At 72.4% G+C, this 20,406-nt stretch carries 16 protein-coding genes; 11 read left to right on the plus strand and 5 right to left on the minus strand.

All coding sequences use genetic code 11. From position 1 onward, the window contains the following. Positions 1–7: 7 nt before the first annotated feature. Entirely contained in the window at positions 8–487 is a 480-nt protein-coding gene (locus tag ML5_RS31010) for a methylated-DNA--[protein]-cysteine S-methyltransferase (protein WP_030269532.1), read from the minus strand. An 81-nt stretch (positions 488–568) separates the two neighbouring features. Between ML5_RS31010 and ML5_RS31015 the strand changes: the two genes are divergently transcribed. Further along, positions 569–1,111 carry an NfeD family protein gene (locus ML5_RS31015; protein ID WP_013289366.1) on the plus strand — a complete coding sequence of 181 codons (543 nt, stop codon included), beginning with the start codon at positions 569–571 and terminating at the stop codon, positions 1,109–1,111. A gap of 25 nt (positions 1,112–1,136) precedes the next feature. Continuing rightward, positions 1,137–2,645: a flotillin family protein gene (locus ML5_RS31020; protein WP_013289367.1), complete on the plus strand. Its 1,509-nt coding sequence runs from the start codon at positions 1,137–1,139 to the stop codon at positions 2,643–2,645. A gap of 57 nt (positions 2,646–2,702) precedes the next feature. On the opposite strand, the gene ML5_RS31025 is transcribed toward ML5_RS31020, so the two are convergent. Beyond that, complete coding sequence (locus ML5_RS31025) at positions 2,703–4,739, minus strand: S8 family serine peptidase (protein WP_013477523.1); 2,037 nt, start codon at positions 4,737–4,739, stop codon at positions 2,703–2,705. 176 nt (positions 4,740–4,915) lie between these two features. Further along, the gene (locus ML5_RS31030) at positions 4,916–6,376 is read right to left on the minus strand and encodes a CCA tRNA nucleotidyltransferase (RefSeq protein ID WP_013289369.1); all 1,461 of its coding nucleotides are present in this window, start codon (positions 6,374–6,376) and stop codon (positions 4,916–4,918) included. Positions 6,377–6,508: 132 nt separating this feature from the next. On the opposite strand from ML5_RS31030, the gene murJ reads away from it, so the two are divergent. The 7 genes from murJ to ML5_RS31065 all read left to right on the plus strand — a co-directional run bounded on the left by murJ (position 6,509) and on the right by ML5_RS31065 (position 14,778). Next, a complete protein-coding gene (murJ, locus tag ML5_RS31035; protein ID WP_013477524.1) occupies positions 6,509–8,257 on the plus strand; it encodes a murein biosynthesis integral membrane protein MurJ in 1,749 nt (582 codons plus the stop codon). Positions 8,258–8,667: 410 nt separating this feature from the next. After that, entirely contained in the window at positions 8,668–10,278 is a 1,611-nt protein-coding gene (locus ML5_RS31040; RefSeq protein ID WP_041784380.1) for a protein kinase family protein, read from the plus strand. Between the two features lie 43 nt (positions 10,279–10,321). Next, positions 10,322–11,026, plus strand: a complete 705-nt coding sequence (sigM, locus tag ML5_RS31045; RefSeq protein ID WP_013477526.1) for an RNA polymerase sigma factor SigM — start codon at positions 10,322–10,324, stop codon at positions 11,024–11,026. Further along, on the plus strand, positions 11,023–11,964 hold the full coding sequence (locus ML5_RS31050; protein WP_013477527.1) for a hypothetical protein: 942 nt from the start codon (positions 11,023–11,025) through the stop codon (positions 11,962–11,964). Before sigM ends, ML5_RS31050 begins: the two co-directional genes overlap by 4 nt. Before the next feature lie 176 nt (positions 11,965–12,140). Then, positions 12,141–13,094 (plus strand): thioredoxin-disulfide reductase, encoded by a 954-nt coding sequence (gene trxB / locus ML5_RS31055; protein ID WP_041784681.1) that lies wholly within the window; start codon positions 12,141–12,143, stop codon positions 13,092–13,094. Between the two features lie 38 nt (positions 13,095–13,132). Further along, on the plus strand, positions 13,133–13,456 hold the full coding sequence (gene trxA, locus ML5_RS31060) for a thioredoxin (protein WP_013477528.1): 324 nt from the start codon (positions 13,133–13,135) through the stop codon (positions 13,454–13,456). 161 nt (positions 13,457–13,617) lie between these two features. Then, positions 13,618–14,778, plus strand: coding sequence for an N-acetylmuramoyl-L-alanine amidase (locus ML5_RS31065; protein ID WP_013477529.1), 1,161 nt, complete (start codon positions 13,618–13,620; stop codon positions 14,776–14,778). A gap of 8 nt (positions 14,779–14,786) precedes the next feature. On the opposite strand, the gene ML5_RS31070 is transcribed toward ML5_RS31065, so the two are convergent. Further along, the gene (locus tag ML5_RS31070; protein WP_013289377.1) at positions 14,787–15,452 is read right to left on the minus strand and encodes a hypothetical protein; all 666 of its coding nucleotides are present in this window, start codon (positions 15,450–15,452) and stop codon (positions 14,787–14,789) included. Positions 15,453–15,734: 282 nt separating this feature from the next. Here ML5_RS31070 and ML5_RS31075 point away from each other — a divergent pair, with 282 nt between their 5' ends. Both ML5_RS31075 and ML5_RS31080 read left to right on the plus strand, forming a co-directional pair. Continuing rightward, positions 15,735–17,048: a PLP-dependent aminotransferase family protein gene (locus tag ML5_RS31075; RefSeq protein ID WP_013477530.1), complete on the plus strand. Its 1,314-nt coding sequence runs from the start codon at positions 15,735–15,737 to the stop codon at positions 17,046–17,048. A 7-nt stretch (positions 17,049–17,055) separates the two neighbouring features. Continuing rightward, positions 17,056–18,051 carry a D-alanine--D-alanine ligase gene (locus ML5_RS31080; protein ID WP_013477531.1) on the plus strand — a complete coding sequence of 332 codons (996 nt, stop codon included), beginning with the start codon at positions 17,056–17,058 and terminating at the stop codon, positions 18,049–18,051. Positions 18,052–18,053: 2 nt separating this feature from the next. Here ML5_RS31080 and ML5_RS31085 read toward each other — a convergent pair whose 3' ends face one another. Continuing rightward, a complete protein-coding gene (locus ML5_RS31085; protein ID WP_013477532.1) occupies positions 18,054–18,917 on the minus strand; it encodes a hypothetical protein in 864 nt (287 codons plus the stop codon). Positions 18,918–20,406 lie beyond the last annotated feature (1,489 nt).

The following is a 20,406-nucleotide window of genomic DNA, read 5'->3' on the forward strand; positions in this document are numbered from 1 at the left end:
GCGTACGTCAGGACCAGGCTCGCCGCAGGGCCACCGACGCCTCCAGCTCCAGCAGCGTCACCTTGCGCGGCAGCCCGCCACCGAAGCCGACCAGCTTGCCGCCTGCGCCGACGATCCGGTGACAGGGCACGATCACCGGCACCGGATTGCGGTTGCAGGCCACCCCGACCGCCCGGGCGCCTCCGGGGTCTCCGACCGCCTTCGCCACCTCGCCGTAGGTCTTCGTCTCCCCGTACGGGATGCGGGTCATCTCCCGCCACACGGCGCGCTCGAACTCGGAGCCCCGGGGTGCCGACACCGGCACGGTGAACTCGGTCAGCTCACCGGCGAAGTACGCCCGCAGCTCCGCCACCGCCAGCCGGGCCACCGCGTCGCCGGGTTCGCCTGACGCCCCGTCCACCCGGCCGAAGTGCGCGCCGCGCACCGCGTCGTCGTCGGTGCCGACGGAGAACTCGCCGATCGGGGAGTCGAGCACGGTCCAGCGCATGCCACCCATTGTCGCGCCCACGCCGACATTCTCCCCGGCCGGTTCCCTGAGGGCGGGCTGGACGACCGCTGAGCGAAGTCGATGTTGCACGGCGTCGATACCGTGCAGGTCATGGCCACCGGGACGCTCATCTTCCTGATCATCGGCGGGATCGGTGTCGGCGTGCTGACCCTCGCCCTGCTCGGCTCGGGAGTGCTCCACCTCGGCCAGCCGGACGTCGACGGGCCGGTGTCGCTGGAGGCGGCCGCCGGGTTCACCGGGGCGTTCGGTTTCGGCGGCGCGATCGTCAACGAGCTGCTCGGGGGTCGTACCCCCGGAATGATCGCGGCGGCGGTGGCCGGCGGCGCGCTCGCCGCCGTGCCCACCGGCTGGCTGGCGGCGCGGCTGAGCCGTGCGGCCCGCAACATGCGCACGGACGCCACACCCACCCGCGACCACCTGGCCGGCGCGATCGGCCTGGTGGTGACGCCGATCCCCAGTGGCGGCTACGGCGAGGTGCGGGTACGCCTCGCCGGCCAACCGGTGAAGCTCAACGCCCGCGCCGACGGGCCGATCGCGGTCGGCACCCGGATCTTCGTGGTCGAAGCACTGAGCGAGACCAGCGTGCACGTCGAGACCTACTGACACCACCACACAGACGGGAACGCCCATGCCCCTGCTCGTCGCCATCGGCGGCGCGGTCCTCCTCGCCGTCGTCCTCGTCCTCTTCGTGTTGTCCCGGATCAAGGTGGCCGGGCCGAACCAGGCGTTCATCGTCACCGGCCGCAAGGGCCGCACCACCCAGTCCGCCGACGGAGCCCGCTCCACCGACATGTCCGGCCAGAAGGTCGTGCTCGGCGCCTCGGTGTTCGTCCTGCCGGTGGTGCAGAAGCTCCAGTCGCTCGACCTGTCCAGCCGCCGGATCGACGTCAGCATCCGCGGCGCGGTGAGCAAGCAGGGCATCCGCACCGAGCTGCACGGCGTGGCGATCGTGAAGGTCGGCGGCACCGAGGACGCGATCCGCGCCGCCGCCCAGCGCTTCCTGAACCAGCAGGAGGAGATCGACAACTTCACCCGCGAGGTGCTCGCCGGCGCGCTGCGCTCGATCGTCGGGCGGCTCACCGTCGAGGAGATCATCCGGGACCGGGCGGCGTTCGCCAGCGCGGTCGCCGAGGAGGCCGAGCACTCGATGACCAACCAGGGCCTGGTGCTCGACACGTTCCAGCTCCAGGACATCTCGGCCGAGGGCTCCTACCTCCAGGACCTGGGCCGGCCGGAGGCGGCCCGGGTGCTCAAGGACGCGGCCATCGCCGAGGCGCGGGCCCGGCAGCAGGCCGAGCAGGAGCGGCTGCTCGCCGAGGAGGCGATCGCCGAGGCGAACCGGAACCTGGCGCTCAAGCAGGCCGGCATCCAGGCCGAGATCGACGCGGCGAAGGCGAAGTCGGCGGCGGCCGGGCCGCTCGCGCAGGCCGAGCGGGACCAGGCGATCCTCTCCGAGCAGCAGAAGGTGGCCGAGCGCAACGCCGAGCTGAAGCAGCGCCAGCTCGACACCGAGGTGCGCAAGCCGGCCGACGCGGCCCGGTACAAGGTCGAGCAGGAGGCCGAGGCGGCCCGCAACGCGGCGGTGCTCAACGCCGACGCGCAGCGGCAGGCCACCATCGCCGCCGCGCAGGCCTCCGCCGAGCAGGCCCGCCTCACCGGTGAGGGCGAGCGGGCCCGGCGGGCCGCGCTGGCCGAGGCTAACGCGATCGAGGGCGCCAAGGAGGGCGAGGCCGAGCAGCGCCGTCGTTCCGCGATCGCCGAGGCGGTCGAGCGGGAGGGCCAGGCCGAGGCCGCGGCCATCCTGGCCAAGGGTCAGGCCGAGGCCGACGCGATGGCCCGCAAGGCCGAGGCGTTCGCCGCGTACGGCGAGGCGGCCGTGCTGGACCTGCTGGTCAAGGTGCTGCCCGAGGTGGTCGGCGCGGCCAGCGCCCCGATCGGCGCGATCGACAAGATGACGGTGATCTCCACCGACGGCGCGTCGTCGCTGACCAAGTCCGTGGCCGGCAACGTCGCACAGGGCCTCCAGCTCGGCAGCGACCTGACCGGCATCGACCTGGCCGGGCTGCTGGCGCGGCTGGGCAGCAGCGCCCAGCACAACGGCAAGACCACAGTGGACGGCACCACGGTCACCCCGTGACGACGGACGCCCGCCGGTTCCCCTCGGGAGCCGGCGGGCGTCGTGCGGTGGTACGGATCAGAGCACGGCGACGACGAACTTCTCGCCCGCGCCCAGGCCGAGGGTCGGGCTGTTCCAGTCGATGGTCCGGCTCGCGATGAGCTGGCTGGTGCCGGCGCTGCCGGCGGTGACCGCCTTCTCGTTGATGTTCGCGTACAGGTAGACCGAGCCGTCGGCGTTGTAGTCGAGGAACGACATCCCCTCCCACGCGCCGATCGAGGCGCCCCGCGCGATCAGCGGCTTCGCCCCGGCGCTCTCCGCCGTCACGAACTTGCCGTTGATCTGGGCCTTCAGACCGAAGGTGCCGTAGCCGTCACCCACGTTCACCAGCTCGTACTTCTCCCAGGCGCCGACGGTCGCCGAGCGGGCGATCAGCGGCTTCGCCCCGGCGTTCTCCGCCGTCACGAACTTGCCACTGGCCACCGACTTGATGCTCACGAGGGGTGCCGGGGCGTCGAAGTCGAACTTCTCGGCGGTGCCGATCGCGGTCTTGCTCGCGATCAGCGGGGAGGTCGCGCTCGGCGCGGTGACGTACTTGCCGTTGATCGCCGCCTTCAGGCTGATCGTGCCGTCGGTGTTGTCGACGATCTGGAACTTCTCCCACGCGCCGATGGTGGCCGAGCGGGCGATCAGGGGCTTCGCCCCGGCGCTCTCCGCCGTGACGAACTTGTTCGTGACCCGCGCCCGCAGGCCGAACAGGCCTCCGCCGGCGTCGACCACGTCGTACTTCTCCCAGGCGCCGATCGAGGTGCCCCGGGCGATCAGCGGCTTCGTCCCCGCGCTCTCCGCGGTGACGTAGCGGCCGTTGACCCGGGCCTTGAGCCCGTACGAGCCGCGGGCCGTCACGGCCGAGCCGATGTGCAGCAGCCGGTCGGTGGAGCCCATGATGTCGTGCACCGCGCCGCCGATGCCGGTGGTCACGATCGAGTCGCGCACCTGCTGCGGCGACCAGCCCGGGTGCTCCTCCAGGAGCAGCGCGGCGGCGCCCGTCACGTGCGGGGACGCCATCGAGGTGCCGTTCATCGACTCCGAGCCGGCGCTGGTGCCGGCCTTGGCCGAGACGATGCCGGTGCCGGGGGCGAACAGGTCCAGGCAGCGGCCGTAGTTGGAGAACCAGGCGCGCATGTCGACCCGGTCGGTGGCCCCGACGGTGATGGCGGCGGGCACGCTCGCCGGCGAGGAGCCGCAGGCGTCCTGCATGCTGTTGCCGGCCGCTACCGCGTAGGTGATGCCGGAGGCGATCGAGCGGGCGACCGCGTCGTTGACCGCCTGGTCGACGCGGTCGACGCCGAGGCTCATGTTCGCCACGGACGGCCCGGTGGCGTTCGTGGTGACCCACTCGATGCCGGCGATCACCTGCTCGGTGTCGCCCTGGCCGGAGCAGTCGAGGACCCGGACGGCGACCAGGTCGACGGCCTTCGCGACGCCGTACGTCGTACCGCCGATCGTGCCCGCCACGTGCGTGCCGTGCCCGTCGCAGTCCTGCGCGACGTCGTCCTGCTCGACCGCGTCGTAGCCGTTGCGGGCGCGCCCGCCGAAGTCCTGGTGGTCGATGTCGATGCCGGTGTCGATCACGTACGCGGTCACCCCGGCGCCGGTCGACGGGTAGGTGTACCTGCCGTCGGTCCGGGTCTTGAGCTGGTCGATGCGGTCCAGGCCCCACGGCGGGGTGGTCTGGGTGCCGGCGGTGCTCCAGCGCTGGACCTGCTGGACGTACTCGACGTCCGGGTCGGCGGCGAGCCGCGCGGCCTGCCGGGCGTCCATGGTGGCCGAGTAGCCGTTCAGCGCCTTGCCGAAGACCCGGCGGACGGTGCCGCCGTGCTCGCCGGCCAGCGCGGACGCGGCGGACTTCACCTTGGCCGGGGTGGTCTTGCCCTTCTTGAGAACCACGATGTAGCGGCCGGGCACCGCCTCGGCCGTGCCGGCGCCACGGACCGACGGTCGCTTCGGGTCGGCGAGGGCCGGCCCGGCGACGGTGGCGCAGAGGATGGAGGTGGCGCTGGTGAGGGCGAGCCCCACGAGGGCGGAGCGGCGCAAGCCGCCACGACGTGTCACGAATTGTCTCCCCGTGTCCAGCGACCGTCCGGATCGGACGGGCGGATGAATCAGAACAGCCGCATCTGTCGATTCGGCGGCTGCCGATGACTCATCATGCGGGAGACATCGACCGGAGCGGGTCAACCGTTCGGTCGACACGCCGGCGTATCGTCGTCAGATCCGCGGCGCCGGCCTCAGCCGGTGATGCCCTCGTCGCGCGCCCAGCGCAGCAGCTCCGCCTCGGCCTCGTCGCGGTCCAGCGGCCCGCGTTCCAGCCGCAGCTCCTTGAGGTACTGCCAGGCGCGACCGACCACCGGCCCCGGCGGTACGCCGAGCAGCTCCATGATCGCGTTGCCGTCCAGGTCGGGCCGGACCCGGGCCAGGTCCTCCTCGGCGGCGATCCGGGCAATCCGCTCCTCCAGCGCGTCGTAGTCGGCCGCGAGCTGGGCGGCCTTGCGCCGGTTGCGGGTGGTGCAGTCGGAGCGGGTCAGCTTGTGCAGCCGGGACAGCAGGTCACCGGCGTCGGTGACGTACCGGCGGACCGCCGAGTCGGTCCACTCGCCCCGGCCGTACCCGTAGAAGCGCAGGTGCAGCCCGACCAGCTTGACCACCTGGGAGGTGATCTCCTTGGAGTAGCGCAGCGCCTTCATCCGGTTCTTGGTCAGCCGGGCGCCGACCACCTCGTGGTGGTGGAAGCTGACCCGGCCGTCCGCGCCGACCGCCTTGGTGGCGGGCTTGCCGATGTCGTGCATGAGCGCGGCCATCCGCAGCACGAAGTCGCAACCGTCGGACTCCATCGACATGGCGTTGCTGACCACCGTGAGCGTGTGCTCGTAGACGTCCTTGTGCTGGGCGTGCTCGTCGATGGTGAGCTTCAGCCCGGTCAGTTCGGGCAGGAAGCGCTCGGCCAGCCCGGTGTCGACGAGCAGGCGCAGCCCGGTGATCGGGTCGGCGCCGCAGAGGAGCTTGGTGAACTCGTCCCGGATTCGCTCGGCGGTGATCCGGTCCAGGTCCGCAGCCATCTCGGTCATCGCCGCGCGGACGTCCGGGTGGACGGCGAAGCGGAGCTGCGCGGCGAACCGGGCCGCGCGCAGCATCCGCAGCGGGTCGTCGCGGAACGACTCCTGCGGCGTTCCCGGGGTACGAATGATCTTGGCGGCCAGATCGGCCAGTCCGCCGTACGGGTCGGTGAACCGGTGGTCCGGAAGACTGACCGCCATCGCGTTCACCGTGAAGTCGCGGCGCTTGAGGTCTTCGGTCAGGCTGGTGCCGTACTGCACCACCGGGTTGCGGCTGACCTGGTCGTAGACCTCCGCGCGGAACGTGGTGATCTCCAGGTTGAGGCCGTCGCGCTGGCAGGCGATGGTGCCGAACTCGCGTCCGGTCTCCCAGATCGACTCGGCCCAGCCGCGGATGACCTTGATGGTCTCGTCCGGGTGGGCGTCGGTGCAGAAGTCGAGGTCGTTGCCGAGCCGCCCGAGCAGCGCGTCGCGGACGGATCCGCCCACCAGGTGCAGTTCGTGACCGGCCTGGGCGAAGCGCCGGCCCAGCTCGTCGGCGACCGGTGAGACTCGGAGCAGTTCGGCGACGGCGTTGCGCTGCGCGGCGGTCAGTTCGCGGCGGTCGGCGGCGTGGGAGGCGGAGGCTTCGGACATGGGATCGCCAGCCTATCGGGCCGGAGGTGGATCGACCGCGCCGGGCGCGGGTAACGGGTCCGGGTTGACTAAGGTTCCGGTTGGGCGGGGCCGGCCGGGCCCGATCGCCACGTACCCCCTGGAGGCTGGCAGATGAGCGGCGGGCTCTACCGCAGCGCGAACGCGCACGGCGGCGGCCTGCCGCCGGACGACGGCGCCACCTTCATCTCGGCCGAGCCACTGAACCAGCCCGGCGTCGAGGCCGTCGCACCGCCGCAGGAGGTGGTCGCCGAGACCAGCGCCGCGGCGAACAGCGCGGTGATGGCGATCGGCAGCCTGGTGAGCCGGGGTACGGGGTTCATCCGCAACCTGATGATCGGCGCCGCGCTCGGCACGATGGTCGGCGACGCGTTCACCACCGCCCAGTTCCTGCCCAACCAGGTGTACGAGTTCCTGCTCGGCGGCGTGCTGACGAGCGTCCTGGTGCCGGTGCTGGTGCGCCGCCGCAAGATCGACGCGGACCGGGGCGAGGCGTACGCGCAGCGCCTGCTGACGCTCGCGGTACTGGCGCTCGCCGCGACCGCGCTGATCGCGGTGCTGCTGGCCCCGGTGCTGACCGCCGTGTATGCGGCCGGCGGCGACGATCCGGCGTACACCAAGCTCGTCACCCGGCTGTCGTACCTGATGCTGCCGATGCTGTTCTTCACCGGCATCAGCGCGCTGATCGCCGCGGTGCTGAACACCAGGGGGCACTTCGCCGCCCCGATGTGGGCGCCGATCCTCAACAACCTCGTCTCGATCGGCACGTTCGGCCTGTACATCGTCGTCTTCGGCGCGACCGGCCTCCGGCCCGAGGAGGTGGGCTGGGACCGGATCCTGCTGGTCGGCGGCGGCACGCTGCTGGGCGTGGCGGTGCAGGCGGTCGGCCTGCTGCCCGCGCTGCGCAAGGTCGGCTTCCGGTGGAAGGCGCGGTTCGACTTCCGCGAGCTGGGGCTGCGCGAGCTGGCCCGGCTCGGCGCCTGGATGTTCTGCTACGTCGCGGTCAACCAGCTCGGCCTCTTCGTGGTGGTCAACCTGCTCAACCGGGCCACCGGCGGGGACGGCGAGAACGCCGGCCTGCTGATCTACAACAACGTCTTCCTGCTGCTGATGATGGCGCACGGCATCATCGCGGTCTCGATCATCACGGCGCTGATGCCCCGGATGAGCGCGGCGGCGTCCGAGAACCGGTTCCACGACGTCACCGCCGACCTGTCCCGCGGCACCCGGATGGTCACCGCGGTGCTCGCGCCCATCGCGGTCTGCTACGCGGTGCTGGCCGCCCCGATCTCGGTGGTGGTGTTCCGGTACGGCGCGTTCACCGGCGACAACGCGGTGGCCACCTCGACGGTGCTGCTCGTGGCGGCGCTGGGCCTGGTGCCGTTCGCGGTGAGCCAGCTCTTCACCTTCGCGTTCTACGCGCTGCCGGACACCCGTACCCCGGCTCTGATCAACATCCCGGTGGTGGCGCTGCGCGTCCTGCTCCAGGTGGGCCTGTTCCTGCTCTTCTCGAACACGTTCGCGGCCGCCGGGATGATGCTCGGCAACGCCGTGTCGTACCTGGCGGCGGCGATCATCTCGGCGATGCTGCTGCGGCCCCGGGTGGGCCGGATCGGACTGGGCGGGATCATGCGGACGCTCGGCCGGGTGGTCGTGGCGGCGCTCGGCGCCGCGCTCGTCGGCGTACTCGTGGTGGCCGTGCTCCCCGGCGACCCGGCGAGCCTGAGCTGGCTCGCCGCGGCGGTCCAGTTGGTGATCGGCGGCGCGGCGATCGGCGCGACCTATCTCGGGCTCGCCATGGTGCTGCGGATCGGCGAGATCACCGAGGTGGTCGGGATGGTCCGGCGGCGCCTCGGGCGTTGACCCCCTCGGTGACCGACGGTGAACGAGGATCACCAGGCTGGGGATACGGCTGTGGATAACTTGGAATTCCGCCGTCCAATGGGCCTCTCGGCCTGTGGACAACCAACCGTACGGACGAGGGAGCGCAGGCCGGGGCGGGGAAAACCTCCCCGTCTCCGCACCGGTACGCCCCTGTGCCGCCTCGTTGCCGCCAACCTTTAGATTGACGGTGCGTGTCCGGCTCGCCCGCCGGGTGGGCGGGCGACCCGGCCGGGGCCCGTGGCGACTGGCCTTCCGGCCGGTCACAGCGGGAAGATGACATGTCGGAGAACCGGGCATCCCGGGTAAGGTCGCTCTCGACGGGTACGACCGGGATCGGCGCGGGTGTCGAGACCGCCGGCCGTTCCACCGAAGGCAGAGCGGGAAGCCACATGCCCAGCAGCACGGGTCCATCGATCGACGCGATCACCGAGGGAGGACGGGTGACCCAGGTCGGCGAGGGTCAGGAAGCGGAGGAGACCTCTCCTGCGGTCGTGACCTTCGGTGCTCCCACTGTCGGTGAGCTGCTCGCGGAGCGGTACGAACTGGTCGAGCACATCAACAACGACAGCGCGGGCCGGCTGGTCTGGCGCGGTGTCGACGTGGTGCTCCGCCGTCCCGTCGCCGTGGTCCTCCGCTACCCGGGTGGCGACTCCGCCACCGAGATGCTTCAGGCCGCGGTCGCCGCGAGCCGCGTCATCCACCCCAACCTGGTCGGCGTCTACGACGCGATCGACGAGGACGACCGGGCCTACGTGGTCCGCGAGTGGGTCGACGGGCAGTCGCTGCGCGAGATGGTCGCCGCCGACGGGCCGCTGGACCCGGCCCGGGCCACCGCGATCGGTAACGCCGTCGCGAGCGCCCTCGCCGCCGTGCACGCCACCGGCATGGTGCACGGCAACCTCCACCCCGGCACCGTCATGATCAGCGACGACGGCCGCGTGGTGCTCGCCGACGCGCGTACCGACGGCGCGGACAGCCAGGAGAACGACCTGCGCGCGGTCGGCGGGGTGCTCTACTTCGCCCTGACCGGGCACTGGCCGCACGGCGAGGCCCCGCTGCACGGCGCCACCGCCGGGCACGGCCGCGCCGCCCTGCCGGACGCCGTCCGGGACGCCGGCGGCGCCATCGCCGCGCCACGGCAGATGCGCGCCGGTGTGCCGGCCTACCTCGACGACCTCACCATGGACCTGCTCGACGCGGAGATCCCTCCGCCGTCGTCGGACGTGCTGGCCGCCGAGCTGAGCCGGCTCGACATCCCCGCCGACGAGCAGTTCCTGGAGCAGGCCGGTCCGCTGCGTTTCACCGCCGAGCCCGGCGAGGAACCCTCACCGCTGGCTGCGGCCGGCGGTCGCAAGGTCGCCATCGGCATCGCCGGTCTGCTGGCGGTCGCCCTGGTCGGGCTGCTCATCGGCATCAACGCGCTCGGTGGTGGCGACGACGGCGACAAGGAGCCGGTCGCCCAGCCGTCGAACAGCGCGCCGGCCACCGGGGGCGGCGCCGAGCCCGCCGCGCAGGTCCGCAAGCTCACCATCCAGGACGTACGGATCATCGACCCGGACGGCGACCGCGCCGAGGTGCGCAACGCCGAGAAGGTGATCGACGGGAACGACGACGAGGGCTGGGAGACCAACAGCTACCGCAACAACGGCAAGTTCGGCGGCCTCAAGAAGGGCATGGGTGTCTGGATCGACCTGGGCGCCCCGCACACGGTCAAGCAGCTGGAGGCGACGCTCTCGGCCACCGGTGCCACCGTGGAGCTGCGTACCGGCGCCCGCGGCGACTTCCCGTCCAGCTCCTCCGGCGACAAGCAGCTCGTCAACGCCTACTCGACGCTGATCGGGCCGGCGAACGAGGACGGCGGCACCAAGATGATCTTCAACGCCTTCGAGCCGGACCAGAAGTACCAGTACCTGCTGTTCTGGATCACCAAGCTGCCGGCGAAGGACAGCGGCAACAGCTGGAAGCTCGGCGTCCAGGAGATCGTGGTCCAGGGCTCGTGACCCGGCCGCCGTCCCCGCCGCGCCACCTCCGCCGGATGTGGTGATGGCGGAACGCGACGGCGCGCAGCCCGGCCGCTCCGACCTGGAGCTGCTCCGGGCACACGCGGCAGGCGACCGGGACGCCTTCACCGAGCTGTTCCGACGGCACCGGGACCGCCTCTGGGCGGTCGCGCTGCGGACGATCGGCGACCGCGAGGAAGCCGCCGACGCCCTTCAGGACGCCATGCTGTCGGCGCATCGAGCGGCGGCCCGGTTCCGGGGCGACTCGGCGGTCACCACCTGGCTGCACCGCATCGTGGTGAACGCCTGCCTGGACCGGATCCGGCGGCGGCAGACCCACGCCACCGTCCCGCTGCCCGACGGCGTGCACACCGACGGCGAACCGGGCCGGCACACCGGCGGTCCGGAACCGGCCGCGCCGTCCCACGACCACGACACCGCGCTCGTGGTCCGGCAGGCGCTCGCGGCACTGCCCGCCGAACAGCGGGCCGCGCTGGTCCTGGTCGACGTGCAGGGCTACCCGGTGGTCGAGGTCGCCGCCATGCTCGGTGTCGCCGAGGGCACGGTCAAGAGCCGGTGCGCCAGAGGCCGGGCCCGCCTCGCCGTGCTGCTCGGGCACCTGCGTACCGGCACCGACGCACCGGCCGCCGACGTGCCGCGGCTCACCTCCGGGAACCGCAGACGCCCCGAGGGCGTCGGATCCTCGTCGGGAGCGTCCCGTCAGGCCGTCAGCCAGGAGGAGCCGTGACTTCCCGGGAGTTCAGCGAGGTCGACCACGACCTGCTCGCCGACTACCTCGGCGGGGCGCTGGACGGCACCCCCGAGCAGGCGACAGTGGCACGGCTGGTCGAGCAGGACCCGACGTGGCGTGCCGCGTACGAGAATCTCGCCGACGCGATCGACCTGGTCGGCGCCGACCTGGCCGGCTGGGCCGCGGCCCCCGCGCCGGAGATGCCGCAGGCGGTGGCCGACCGGATCACCGCGGCGCTCGCCGGCGCCGGCCCCGCGCTGCGCGACGGTACGCCGCTCGTGCCGGCGCAGTCCGGCGGCGCGAGCCGGCCACCCGGCACGGCACCCCGTCCCGACCGGCACAGCGGCCCCGGTCGTCGTCCCCGGCGCTGGGCCCGCATCGCCGGGCCGGTGGCGCTGGCCGCGGCCTCGGTCGCCGCGGTGGGGCTCGGTGTCGGCCGGATGGCCGACACGGGCGACAGCGGTACGGCCGACCAGGCGGCCCGGGAGGCGGCGCCGATGGCCGCCGCGCCGTACCGGACCACCGGACCGGCAGTGCGCAGCGGCACCGACTGGACGCCGGAACGCCTCGCCGGCGCCCGGGCGCCCGCCGGAGCGAAGTCGATCCCCGGAGACATGGCCGGTCCGTCCGGCGCGGCGAAGGACGGCGCGGAGACGCCCCTGTCCATGGACAGTCAGCGCCTCAGCGGCCTCGGCGGGCTGGACCGGCTGACCCGCCCGGAGAACCTCGCCGCGTGCCTCACCGCGATCGGGGTCGAGCACGGTTCCGGGCCGCTCACCGTGAACATGGTCGACTACGCCCGGTTCCAGGGCGCACCGGCGCTCGTGGTGACGTTCGCGGACGCGGGCGGCGCCCGCTGGGGCTGGGTGAGCGGGCCGGAGTGCGGAGTACCCGGGTCCGGCGCGGACACGCGGTTCCGGACGCGGGTAGGGTGAAAACGCGGTCACGACGCTTGTCCCGCCACGTGACCTGACCCACCGGATGACCGGCTCGGGAATCCCCGCTTCGTACGATGACGTTCTGCAAGTCAGGCGCCGGCGCCCCTGAGCCGTCGGCACTCGGGATCGACATCGGTGCGACCGGTGACGAACACACACATCGGGAGACGGCAGTGGACGAGGTCCGCAACCTGATCATCATCGGCTCCGGTCCGGCCGGCTACACGGCGGCGGTCTACGCCGCCCGCGCCAACCTGAAGCCCCTGGTGATCGAGGGCGTGCAGTCGGGTGGCGCGCTGATGACCACCACCGAGGTGGAGAACTTCCCCGGCTTCGCGGACGGCATCCTCGGCCCCGAGCTGATGGACAACATGCGCAAGCAGGCCGAGCGCTTCGGCGCCGAGTTCCTCACCGACGACGTGACGCGGGTCGAGCTGAAGGACACCGGCGAGATCGGCTCCGACGCGGTGAGCACCGTGTGGGTGGGCGAGACCGCGTACCGCGCGCACGCCGTCATCCTCTCCACCGGTTCGGCCTGGCGTCCGCTGGGTGTGCCGGGTGAGCAGGAATACCTCGGCCACGGTGTGTCGTCCTGCGCCACCTGTGACGGCTTCTTCTTCCGCAACCAGCACATCGTGGTGGTCGGCGGCGGCGACTCGGCGATGGAGGAGGCGAGCTTCCTCACCCGCTTCGCCGAGTCGGTGACGATCATCCACCGCCGCGACTCGTTCCGCGCCAGCAAGATCATGGCGGACCGGGCGCTGGGCAACGAGAAGATCAAGGTCGAGTGGAACTCCGTGGTCGAGGAGATCCTCGGCGACGACGGCAAGGTCAACGGCGTACGGGTGCGCAACGTGCACACCGGCGAGAGCAAGGTGCTCGACGTCACGGGCGTGTTCGTGGCGATCGGGCACGACCCGCGCAGCGAGCTGTTCCGCGGTCAGGTCGAGATGGACGACGAGGGGTACGTGAAGGTGCAGGCCCCCAGCACCCGTACCAGCGTGCCCGGTGTGTTCGCGGCGGGCGACGTCGTCGACCACACCTACCGGCAGGCCATCACGGCGGCCGGCACCGGCTGCGCCGCCGCGCTGGACGCCGAGCGGTTCATCGCCACCATTCAGGGCTGAGAGTTCCACGAGCAAGGTTCGGAGGAGGAGAGTTCATAGTGGGAGCAACCAAGGCGGTCACGGACGCCAGCTTCGTCATTGACGTGCTGCAGTCCGACAAGCCGGTTCTGGTCGACTTCTGGGCGGAGTGGTGCGGCCCCTGCCGCAAGGTCTCGCCGCTGCTGGAGGAGATCGCGGGCGAGATGAAGGACCAGGTCACCATCGTCAAGCTCAACATCGACGAGAACCCGGAGACGGCCCGCGCCTACCGGGTGATGTCGGTGCCGACGCTGACCATCTTCAAGAACGGCCAGCCCGTGCAGTCGATCGCCGGCGCCAAGCCGAAGGGCGAGCTGGTCAAGCTCATCGAGTCGGCGCTCTGAGCCGTACCGACACCGCCGCAACCCCTGTCACCACGCCCGGTGGCGGGGGTTGCGGCTTTCCTGACCTGCATGAACACGAACCCGCCGGGTATCGCCCACGGTACGCTCCGTAAGCATCGTCGGAGTTCCGGTCCGCAACGTCCGTGCAGAGGGGGGTCGTCGTGCGTCCGATCCGACCCGGTGACCAGGGACCGGCGGTGGCCGAGATCCGTACCGTCCTCGCCGGCCTGGAACTTCTTCCCGCCGAGGCCGGAGGAGACGACTACGACGCACAGACCGAACGCGCGGTACGGGCCTTCCAGCAGTCCCGCGGCCTCAGCGTCGACGGGCGGGTGGGCGCCGAGACCTGGCGGGCGCTCGACGCGGCCCGCTGGCGGTTCGGGGCCCGCGCGCTCTACCACGCCGTACCCGAGCCGCTGACCGGCGAGGACGTCCGCTCGCTCCAGGAACGCCTGCTGGAGATGGGGTACGACGTGGGCCGCGCCGACGCCATCTACGGCATCCGCACCTCCCGCGCGGTGGCGCAGTTCCAGCGGGAGATGGGCCTGAAACCGGACGGCTCGTGCGGGCCGCACACCGTCAACGCGCTGCGCCGCCTCGGCCGCAAGGTGGTCGGCGGGCGCCCGCAGTGGCTGCGCGAGTCCGACGCCATCCGGCAGGCCGGGCCGACGCTCATCGGGCGGACCGTGGTGATCGACCCGGGGCACGGGGGCACCGACCCGGGCGTGGTGGTGCCCGACGGCACGCTGCGCTGGAGCGAGGCGGACCTCGTGCACGACCTCGCCAGCCGGCTGGAGGGGCGGCTCGCCGCCGCCGGCGTACGGGTGCAGCTCACCCGGGGTCCGTCGCCCGGCGACTGCCTGCCGGACGCGGACCGGGCCCAGCTCGCGAACTCCCTCGGCGCGGACGTGTTCATCTCCCTGCACACCGACGGGCACGCCAACCCGGAGGCCGAGGGTGTGGCCACCTACCACTACGGCACCGACAACGGCGTCACGTCGGCGACCGGCGAGCGCCTGGCCGGGCTCGTGCAGCGGGAGATCGTGGCCCGCACCGGGCTGCGCGACTGCCGTACCCACGCCAAGGCATGGGAGCTGCTCCGGCTCACCCGGATGCCCGCGGTACGCGTCGAGGTCGGCTACCTCACCTCACCGGACGACCGGGCGCGGCTCGTCGACCCGCGCTTCCGGGACCGGGTGGTCGAGGCCATCGTGGCCGGCGTGCAGCGGATGTACCTGCCGATCGAGCGGGACGTGCCGACCGGCTCGATCGACGTGAGCGAACTGCGGGCGATCGTGGCCGCCGGCACCGTCGTCGACTGACCCGCGGCTCAGCTCGTCGAGCGGGTGGCGGGTGCCGGGCGGACCGGCCGCAGCAGCGTCTCCGGGCTCATCGAGCCGAGCAGCTTCTCCAGCGCGTACTCGACGTCCGACTTCCAGCTCAGCGCCGTCCGCAACTCCAGCCGCAGGCGGGGGTAGCGCGGGTGCGGCCGGACCGTCTTGAAGCCCACCGAGAGGAAGAAGTCGGCGGGTGCCACGCACGCGCGGGCCGGGTCGTCCGCGTCGTCGCCGAACTTGGCGTCGCCGAACGCCTCGATCGCCTTGATGCCGCGCTTGGTCAGGTCGCGGGCCACGCCCTGCACCAGCATCCGGCCCAGGCCGCCGTCGGCGAAGGCGGGCACCACGTGCGCCGTCATCAGCAGAGCCGCGTCCGCCGAGACCGGTGAGGTGGGAAACGCCATCGAGCGCGGGACGTACGCCGGTGGGGCGTACATGACGAAACCGGCCGGCATGCCGTCGACGTAGACGAGCTTGCCGCAGGAACCCCACTCCAGCAGCGTCTGGGAGACCCACGCCTCCTTCTCCAGGCCCGGGTCGCCTGCCGCGCAGGCCCGCTCGGCGGAGACCGGATCCAGCTCCCAGTAGACGCAGCTCCGGCAGGATCGAGGCAGGTCCTCCAGCGTGTCCAGGGTCAGGCTGACCAGACGTCGCGACATGAGCGCACCCCACCACTAGGCTCGGAGCGCCGGTGAGTCCCGCGCCCTCCTGCTCCCGACGAGCGATCGTACGCCCCCGTCCGGCGGTACGGGAGTGAACGCGCGAGCCCTCGCCCGGACGGCCGACGGCGGGTCCGGGATGTGGACGTGTCCACACGGCCGGTGCCGCGACCGTCACCGGGGACTACGATCGACCAACCGGCCCCCGCCGCCAATGGATGTCGGCATCGCGGGTACCACACCGGGCGGCAGCCCCGCCGACACCCGATCGAGGTGATGTCCATGACCGGCACGACGCTCGACGACTACACCGACCGGTACGCCCGGCGCGTCCGCGGAATGACCGCCTCGGAGATCCGGGCACTCTTCGCGGTGGCCAGCCGGCCGGAGGTCGTCTCGCTCGCCGGTGGGGCCCCCTACATCGCGGCGCTGCCGCTCGACGCGGTCGGCGAGATGCTCGGCCGGCTCGGCTCCGAGCACGGCGCCACCACCCTCCAGTACGGCATCGGCCAGGGCACCCCGGAGCTGCGCGAGCGGATCTGCGAGGTGATGTCCCTGTCCGGGATCGACGCCTCCTGCGGTGCCTCACCGGAGGACGTGGTGGTCACGGTCGGCGGCCAGCAGGCCCTCGACCTGGTCGCTCGTCTCTTCCTGGATCCGGGTGACGTGGTGCTCGCCGAGGGCCCGACGTACGTCGGCGCGCTCGGGGTGTTCCAGGCCGCCCAGGCCCAGGTGGCCCACGTGCCGATGGACGACGAGGGGCTCATCCCGGAGGCGCTGGAGACGGCCATCGCCGACCTGGCCCGAGCAGGCCGGCGGGTGAAGTTCCTCTACACCATCCCCACCTACCAGAACCCCGCCGGTGTGACGCTGAGCGAGGAGCGGCGCGAACGGGTGCTCGACATCTGCGAGCGCGCCGGGCTGCTCGTGGTGGAGGACGACCCGTACGGTCAGCTCGGTTTCGAGGGTGAGGCGCCCAGGCCCCTGCGGGCCCGGCGGCGCGACGGGGTCTTCTACCTGAGCACGTTCTCCAAGACGTTCGCGCCGGGCCTGCGGGTGGGCTGGATCCTGGCCCCGCACGCGGTCCGCGACAAGCTGGTCATCGCCAGCGAGGCGCAGATCCTCTGCCCGAGCGCCTACGCGCAGTCGGCCGTCTCGACGTACCTCGGCACCATGCCCTGGCGGCAGCAGCTCAAGGTCTACCGCGAGGTCTACCGCGAGCGCCGGGACGCGTTGCTCGACGCGATGGCCGACCTGATGCCGGAGGGCACCACCTGGACCACACCGCGCGGCGGCCTGTTCGTCTGGGCGACGCTGCCCGACGGGCTCGACTCCAAGGCGATGATGCCGCGCGCCGTGGCCGCCCGCGTCGCGTATGTGCCGGGGACCGGCTTCTACGCCGACGGCACCGGCACCGGGAACATGCGGCTCAACTTCTCCTTCCCGACGCCGGAGCGGATCCGCGAAGGCGTCCGCCGGCTCGCCGGGGTGATGGAGCAGGAGATCGCCATGCGCAAGGTCTTCGGCGCGGTCGGCGGCGCCGGACCCCGCCGTCGCCAGGGCGGCTCGGACGCGCCCGGTCCCGACTTGGCATGATGCCCGCATGTCCGACAGCCCCGCCGCACCGCCTCCCGTGACCGGATCCGCCGCCGACGAGCTGCACGTGCTCGTGCTCGCGGGCGGCCTCTCCTACGAACGGGACGTCTCACTGCGGTCGGGCCGCCGGGTGCTCGACGCGCTGCGTGCCGTCGGCGTCGACGCGGAACTGCGCGACGCCGACGTGGCGTTGCTGCCCGCCCTGACCGCCGACCCGCCGGACGCCGTGGTGATCGCCCTGCACGGCGCCACCGGCGAGGACGGCTCGCTGCGCGGCGTACTCGACCTCTGGGACGTGCCCTACGTCGGCTGCGACGCCCGGTCGTCCCGCCTCGCCTGGGACAAGCCGTCCGCCAAGGCGGTGCTGCGCGAGGCGGGTATCCCCACACCCGACTGGGTGGCGCTGCCGCACGACCGTTTCTCCGAGCTGGGCGCGGTGGCCGTCCTGGACCGGATCGTCGACCGCCTCGGGCTGCCGCTGATGGTCAAGCCCGCGCAGGGCGGTTCCGGACTGGGCGCCGCCGTGGTCCGGGAGGCGGCGTCGCTGCCGGCCGCGATGGTGGGTTGTTTCGCGTACGACCAGACCGCGCTCGTGGAGCGCTACGTCCCCGGGATGGACGTGGCGGTCTCCGTGCTCGACCTCGGCAAGGGCCCGCAGGCCCTGCCCCCGGTCGAGATCGTGCCGCGCAACGGCGTCTACGACTACGCGGCCCGCTACACCGCCGGCCGTACCACCTGGCACGCGCCGGCCCGGCTCGACGCCGCGACGACCGCCCGGGTGACCGAGGTGGCGCTCGCCGCGCACACCGCGCTCGGGCTGCGCGACGTGTCCCGGGTCGACCTGATCGTCGACGCCGGAGGCGACCCGCACGTGCTGGAGGTCAACGTCTCACCGGGCATGACCGAGACGTCGCTCCTCCCGCTGGCGATCCAGGCCGCCGGGCTGGACTTCGGCCGGGTCCTCGGCACGCTCGTGACCCGGGCCGCCGCACGGCGTCGCTGACCTCAGCTCTCCCGGGTACGCGCTGCGTCCGGCCGGTCGTCCGCGGCGTCGTCCGGCCCGGCCTCGTCCTCGTCTTCGCTGTCCGGGGCGCTGTCCCCTGCGTGTTCCGGTGCAGGGCCGGCCTGCGGGGCCGGGTCGGGCTCCGACGGGCCCGCCGAGGGGTCTGAGAGGCCCGCTGCCGCGTCGGACTCGGGGATCTCGTCCGCTGCCTCGATCACCGACACGGCCTCGTCCTCGGGCTCCTCAGCGGCGTTCGCGGGCGAGGTCGGGGAGAGGCTCGACGGCGCCTGCCAGTGGATGCGCGGCGGCTCGGCCAACGGACGGCCGCCGAACTCGGCGAGCCACGCGGCCACCATGGCGAGGTTCTCCCGCCACTTCTCCTCGGAGATCGGGGGCAGGATCGAGTCCCACAGCGACAGGAACGTGCCCCGCAGCTGCAGTCGCCCGTACGGCCGGGCCAGGAACCACAGGTGCAGGTGCGCCGAGCCGTCGCCCCACCGGTTCACGTGGACGCGGGCCACTCCGTCGAGCGAGCGGACGGCCCGCTCCAGGCGGACGGTCATCACGCCCAGTTCGGCGGCGAGCAGGTTCGGCAGGTCGCCCAGATCCAGGTGGGAACGGGACTCCAGGATCAGGACCATCGGCAGGCCGGTGGGCCGGTCCATGGCGCGGACGCGCCACCGCTCACCGACCCAGATGTACGCCTCGTCGGGCGCGTTGCAGGCGGTGCACTCCCGGTCCGCCTCGCCGCGGCGGGGAGGTTCGAACGGTACGGGCTCGTCGAGTTGCTTGACGCGGAGATCGCCCTCGAAGGGGAAGGACGGCCACTGGGTGAAGTCGGGAACTGAGGGAGGGGTGTCCGGCACGACGCTGACCCTAACCGAGTTGGCGACGCCTGTCCCTACCTGTTCCACTGGCCGCCCACCGGTTGTCCACCGCGTTGTCCACAGGCTGCCGAGATCACCAGCACAGCGCGTCATGCACTGCTCAGCAAGGGTTTCCTCGCTTTGTTTCACGTGAAACGGGGAGTGCCTGTGGACAACCGCTGTGGATAACTCGGGGTGCGTCTGGGCCCGTTCTTCCAACGATCCGGTGACCGATCCGCACCGGGTGCCGACGGCTTCTTCTCGTGCGTGTTTCACGTGAAACGGCGGATGCGTCGGCCCGCATCTCGGCGCGGTCGCTCGGCTCGCTGGCGTCGACTGACCCTGTTCCGTGACTGCGTCCTCGGCGGGTGCGGCGGATCGAACGAGGCGCCTCCGGGCGACGGCGACAGGTGAGTCGCGAGGCGAGCCATCCGGCGGTTGTTCGTTGGGAGCGGGCCGGGCCGCGCGGATACCGAGCCGCGCCGACCACCGCTCGACTTATGACCGGCACCGCGCCTCATCGCTTGCACCCGGCACAGCCGGGACTCGATCGGATGAGCGTCGGGTCCGTCGCCGCGTTTCACGTGAAACAGCAGCCGCGTCTGAGCCGACAGGCCGAGCCCGAGCTGGCGCACGGGCCTCGGGTTTGCCGGGCCTCGGGTTTGCCGCTCGATCGCTGATCGGGCTCGCCACCGCCCTGGAGTCGTGCGACCACCCGGCCGCCCCGGAGAGCGAGCCGGGTCATCGACGGCGGCGCGAACGAGCAAACATCATCCGGCCCAGGGATGCTGAGTCGGGCCGCACAGCCCGGCTCGCTGGCCGGGCTCCTCGCGACAGGCGCTCCCGACTCGGCGCTCCCGACTCGACGCTCCCGGCTCGGCCGCTCGCCGGTTCGACACTCCCCGGTTCGGCAGTGTTCGGTTCGGCACTGCTCGGCTCAGCGACCCTCGCTCAGGTGCTCCCCGGTTCGGCGGGGCGCGGCTCAATGCGCCTGGATCGCTCACAGGCGCTGCGGCGGCGTGCCCTACGCGGGCGCCCGGATGATCGGATAGGGGTCGGCAGGACGGCTCTTGCGCGGTCGTCACGGCCGGGCGTGCTCAACCCTCTGGCCCGTCAGCATGGCCATCCTCCGATCGCCCTTGCCCTAGCTCAGGGCTTGCCGACCGGGACAGTCGGCACGCCGGTCCGGGGCACGCCGCGGCACGCTGGCCCGGGCAGGGCGGCTCGGCAGCCCGACGGCCCGGCAGCCCGGCGGCCCAGCGGCCCGGCAGCCCGGCGGCTCGAATGGCTTTCCGGCGGAGAACCGGCTCGCGTGCGTGCGATCGGTGGGCGGCACCAGCCGGCGGCTAGACGAGTGCGTCACGCGGAACGAGCGAGTCACCAAGCATCGGATTCGCCTGAGCCGTCGCCGCCAGCCCTCCTGCCAGACCAACGGAGTGGGCGCGCACCGACTCGTCAACGCCGAACGGCGGCTCTTTCGGAACCTTTG

This window comes from Micromonospora sp. L5 (genome assembly GCF_000177655.2).
In the GTDB taxonomy this organism is placed as follows: domain Bacteria; phylum Actinomycetota; class Actinomycetes; order Mycobacteriales; family Micromonosporaceae; genus Micromonospora; species Micromonospora aurantiaca.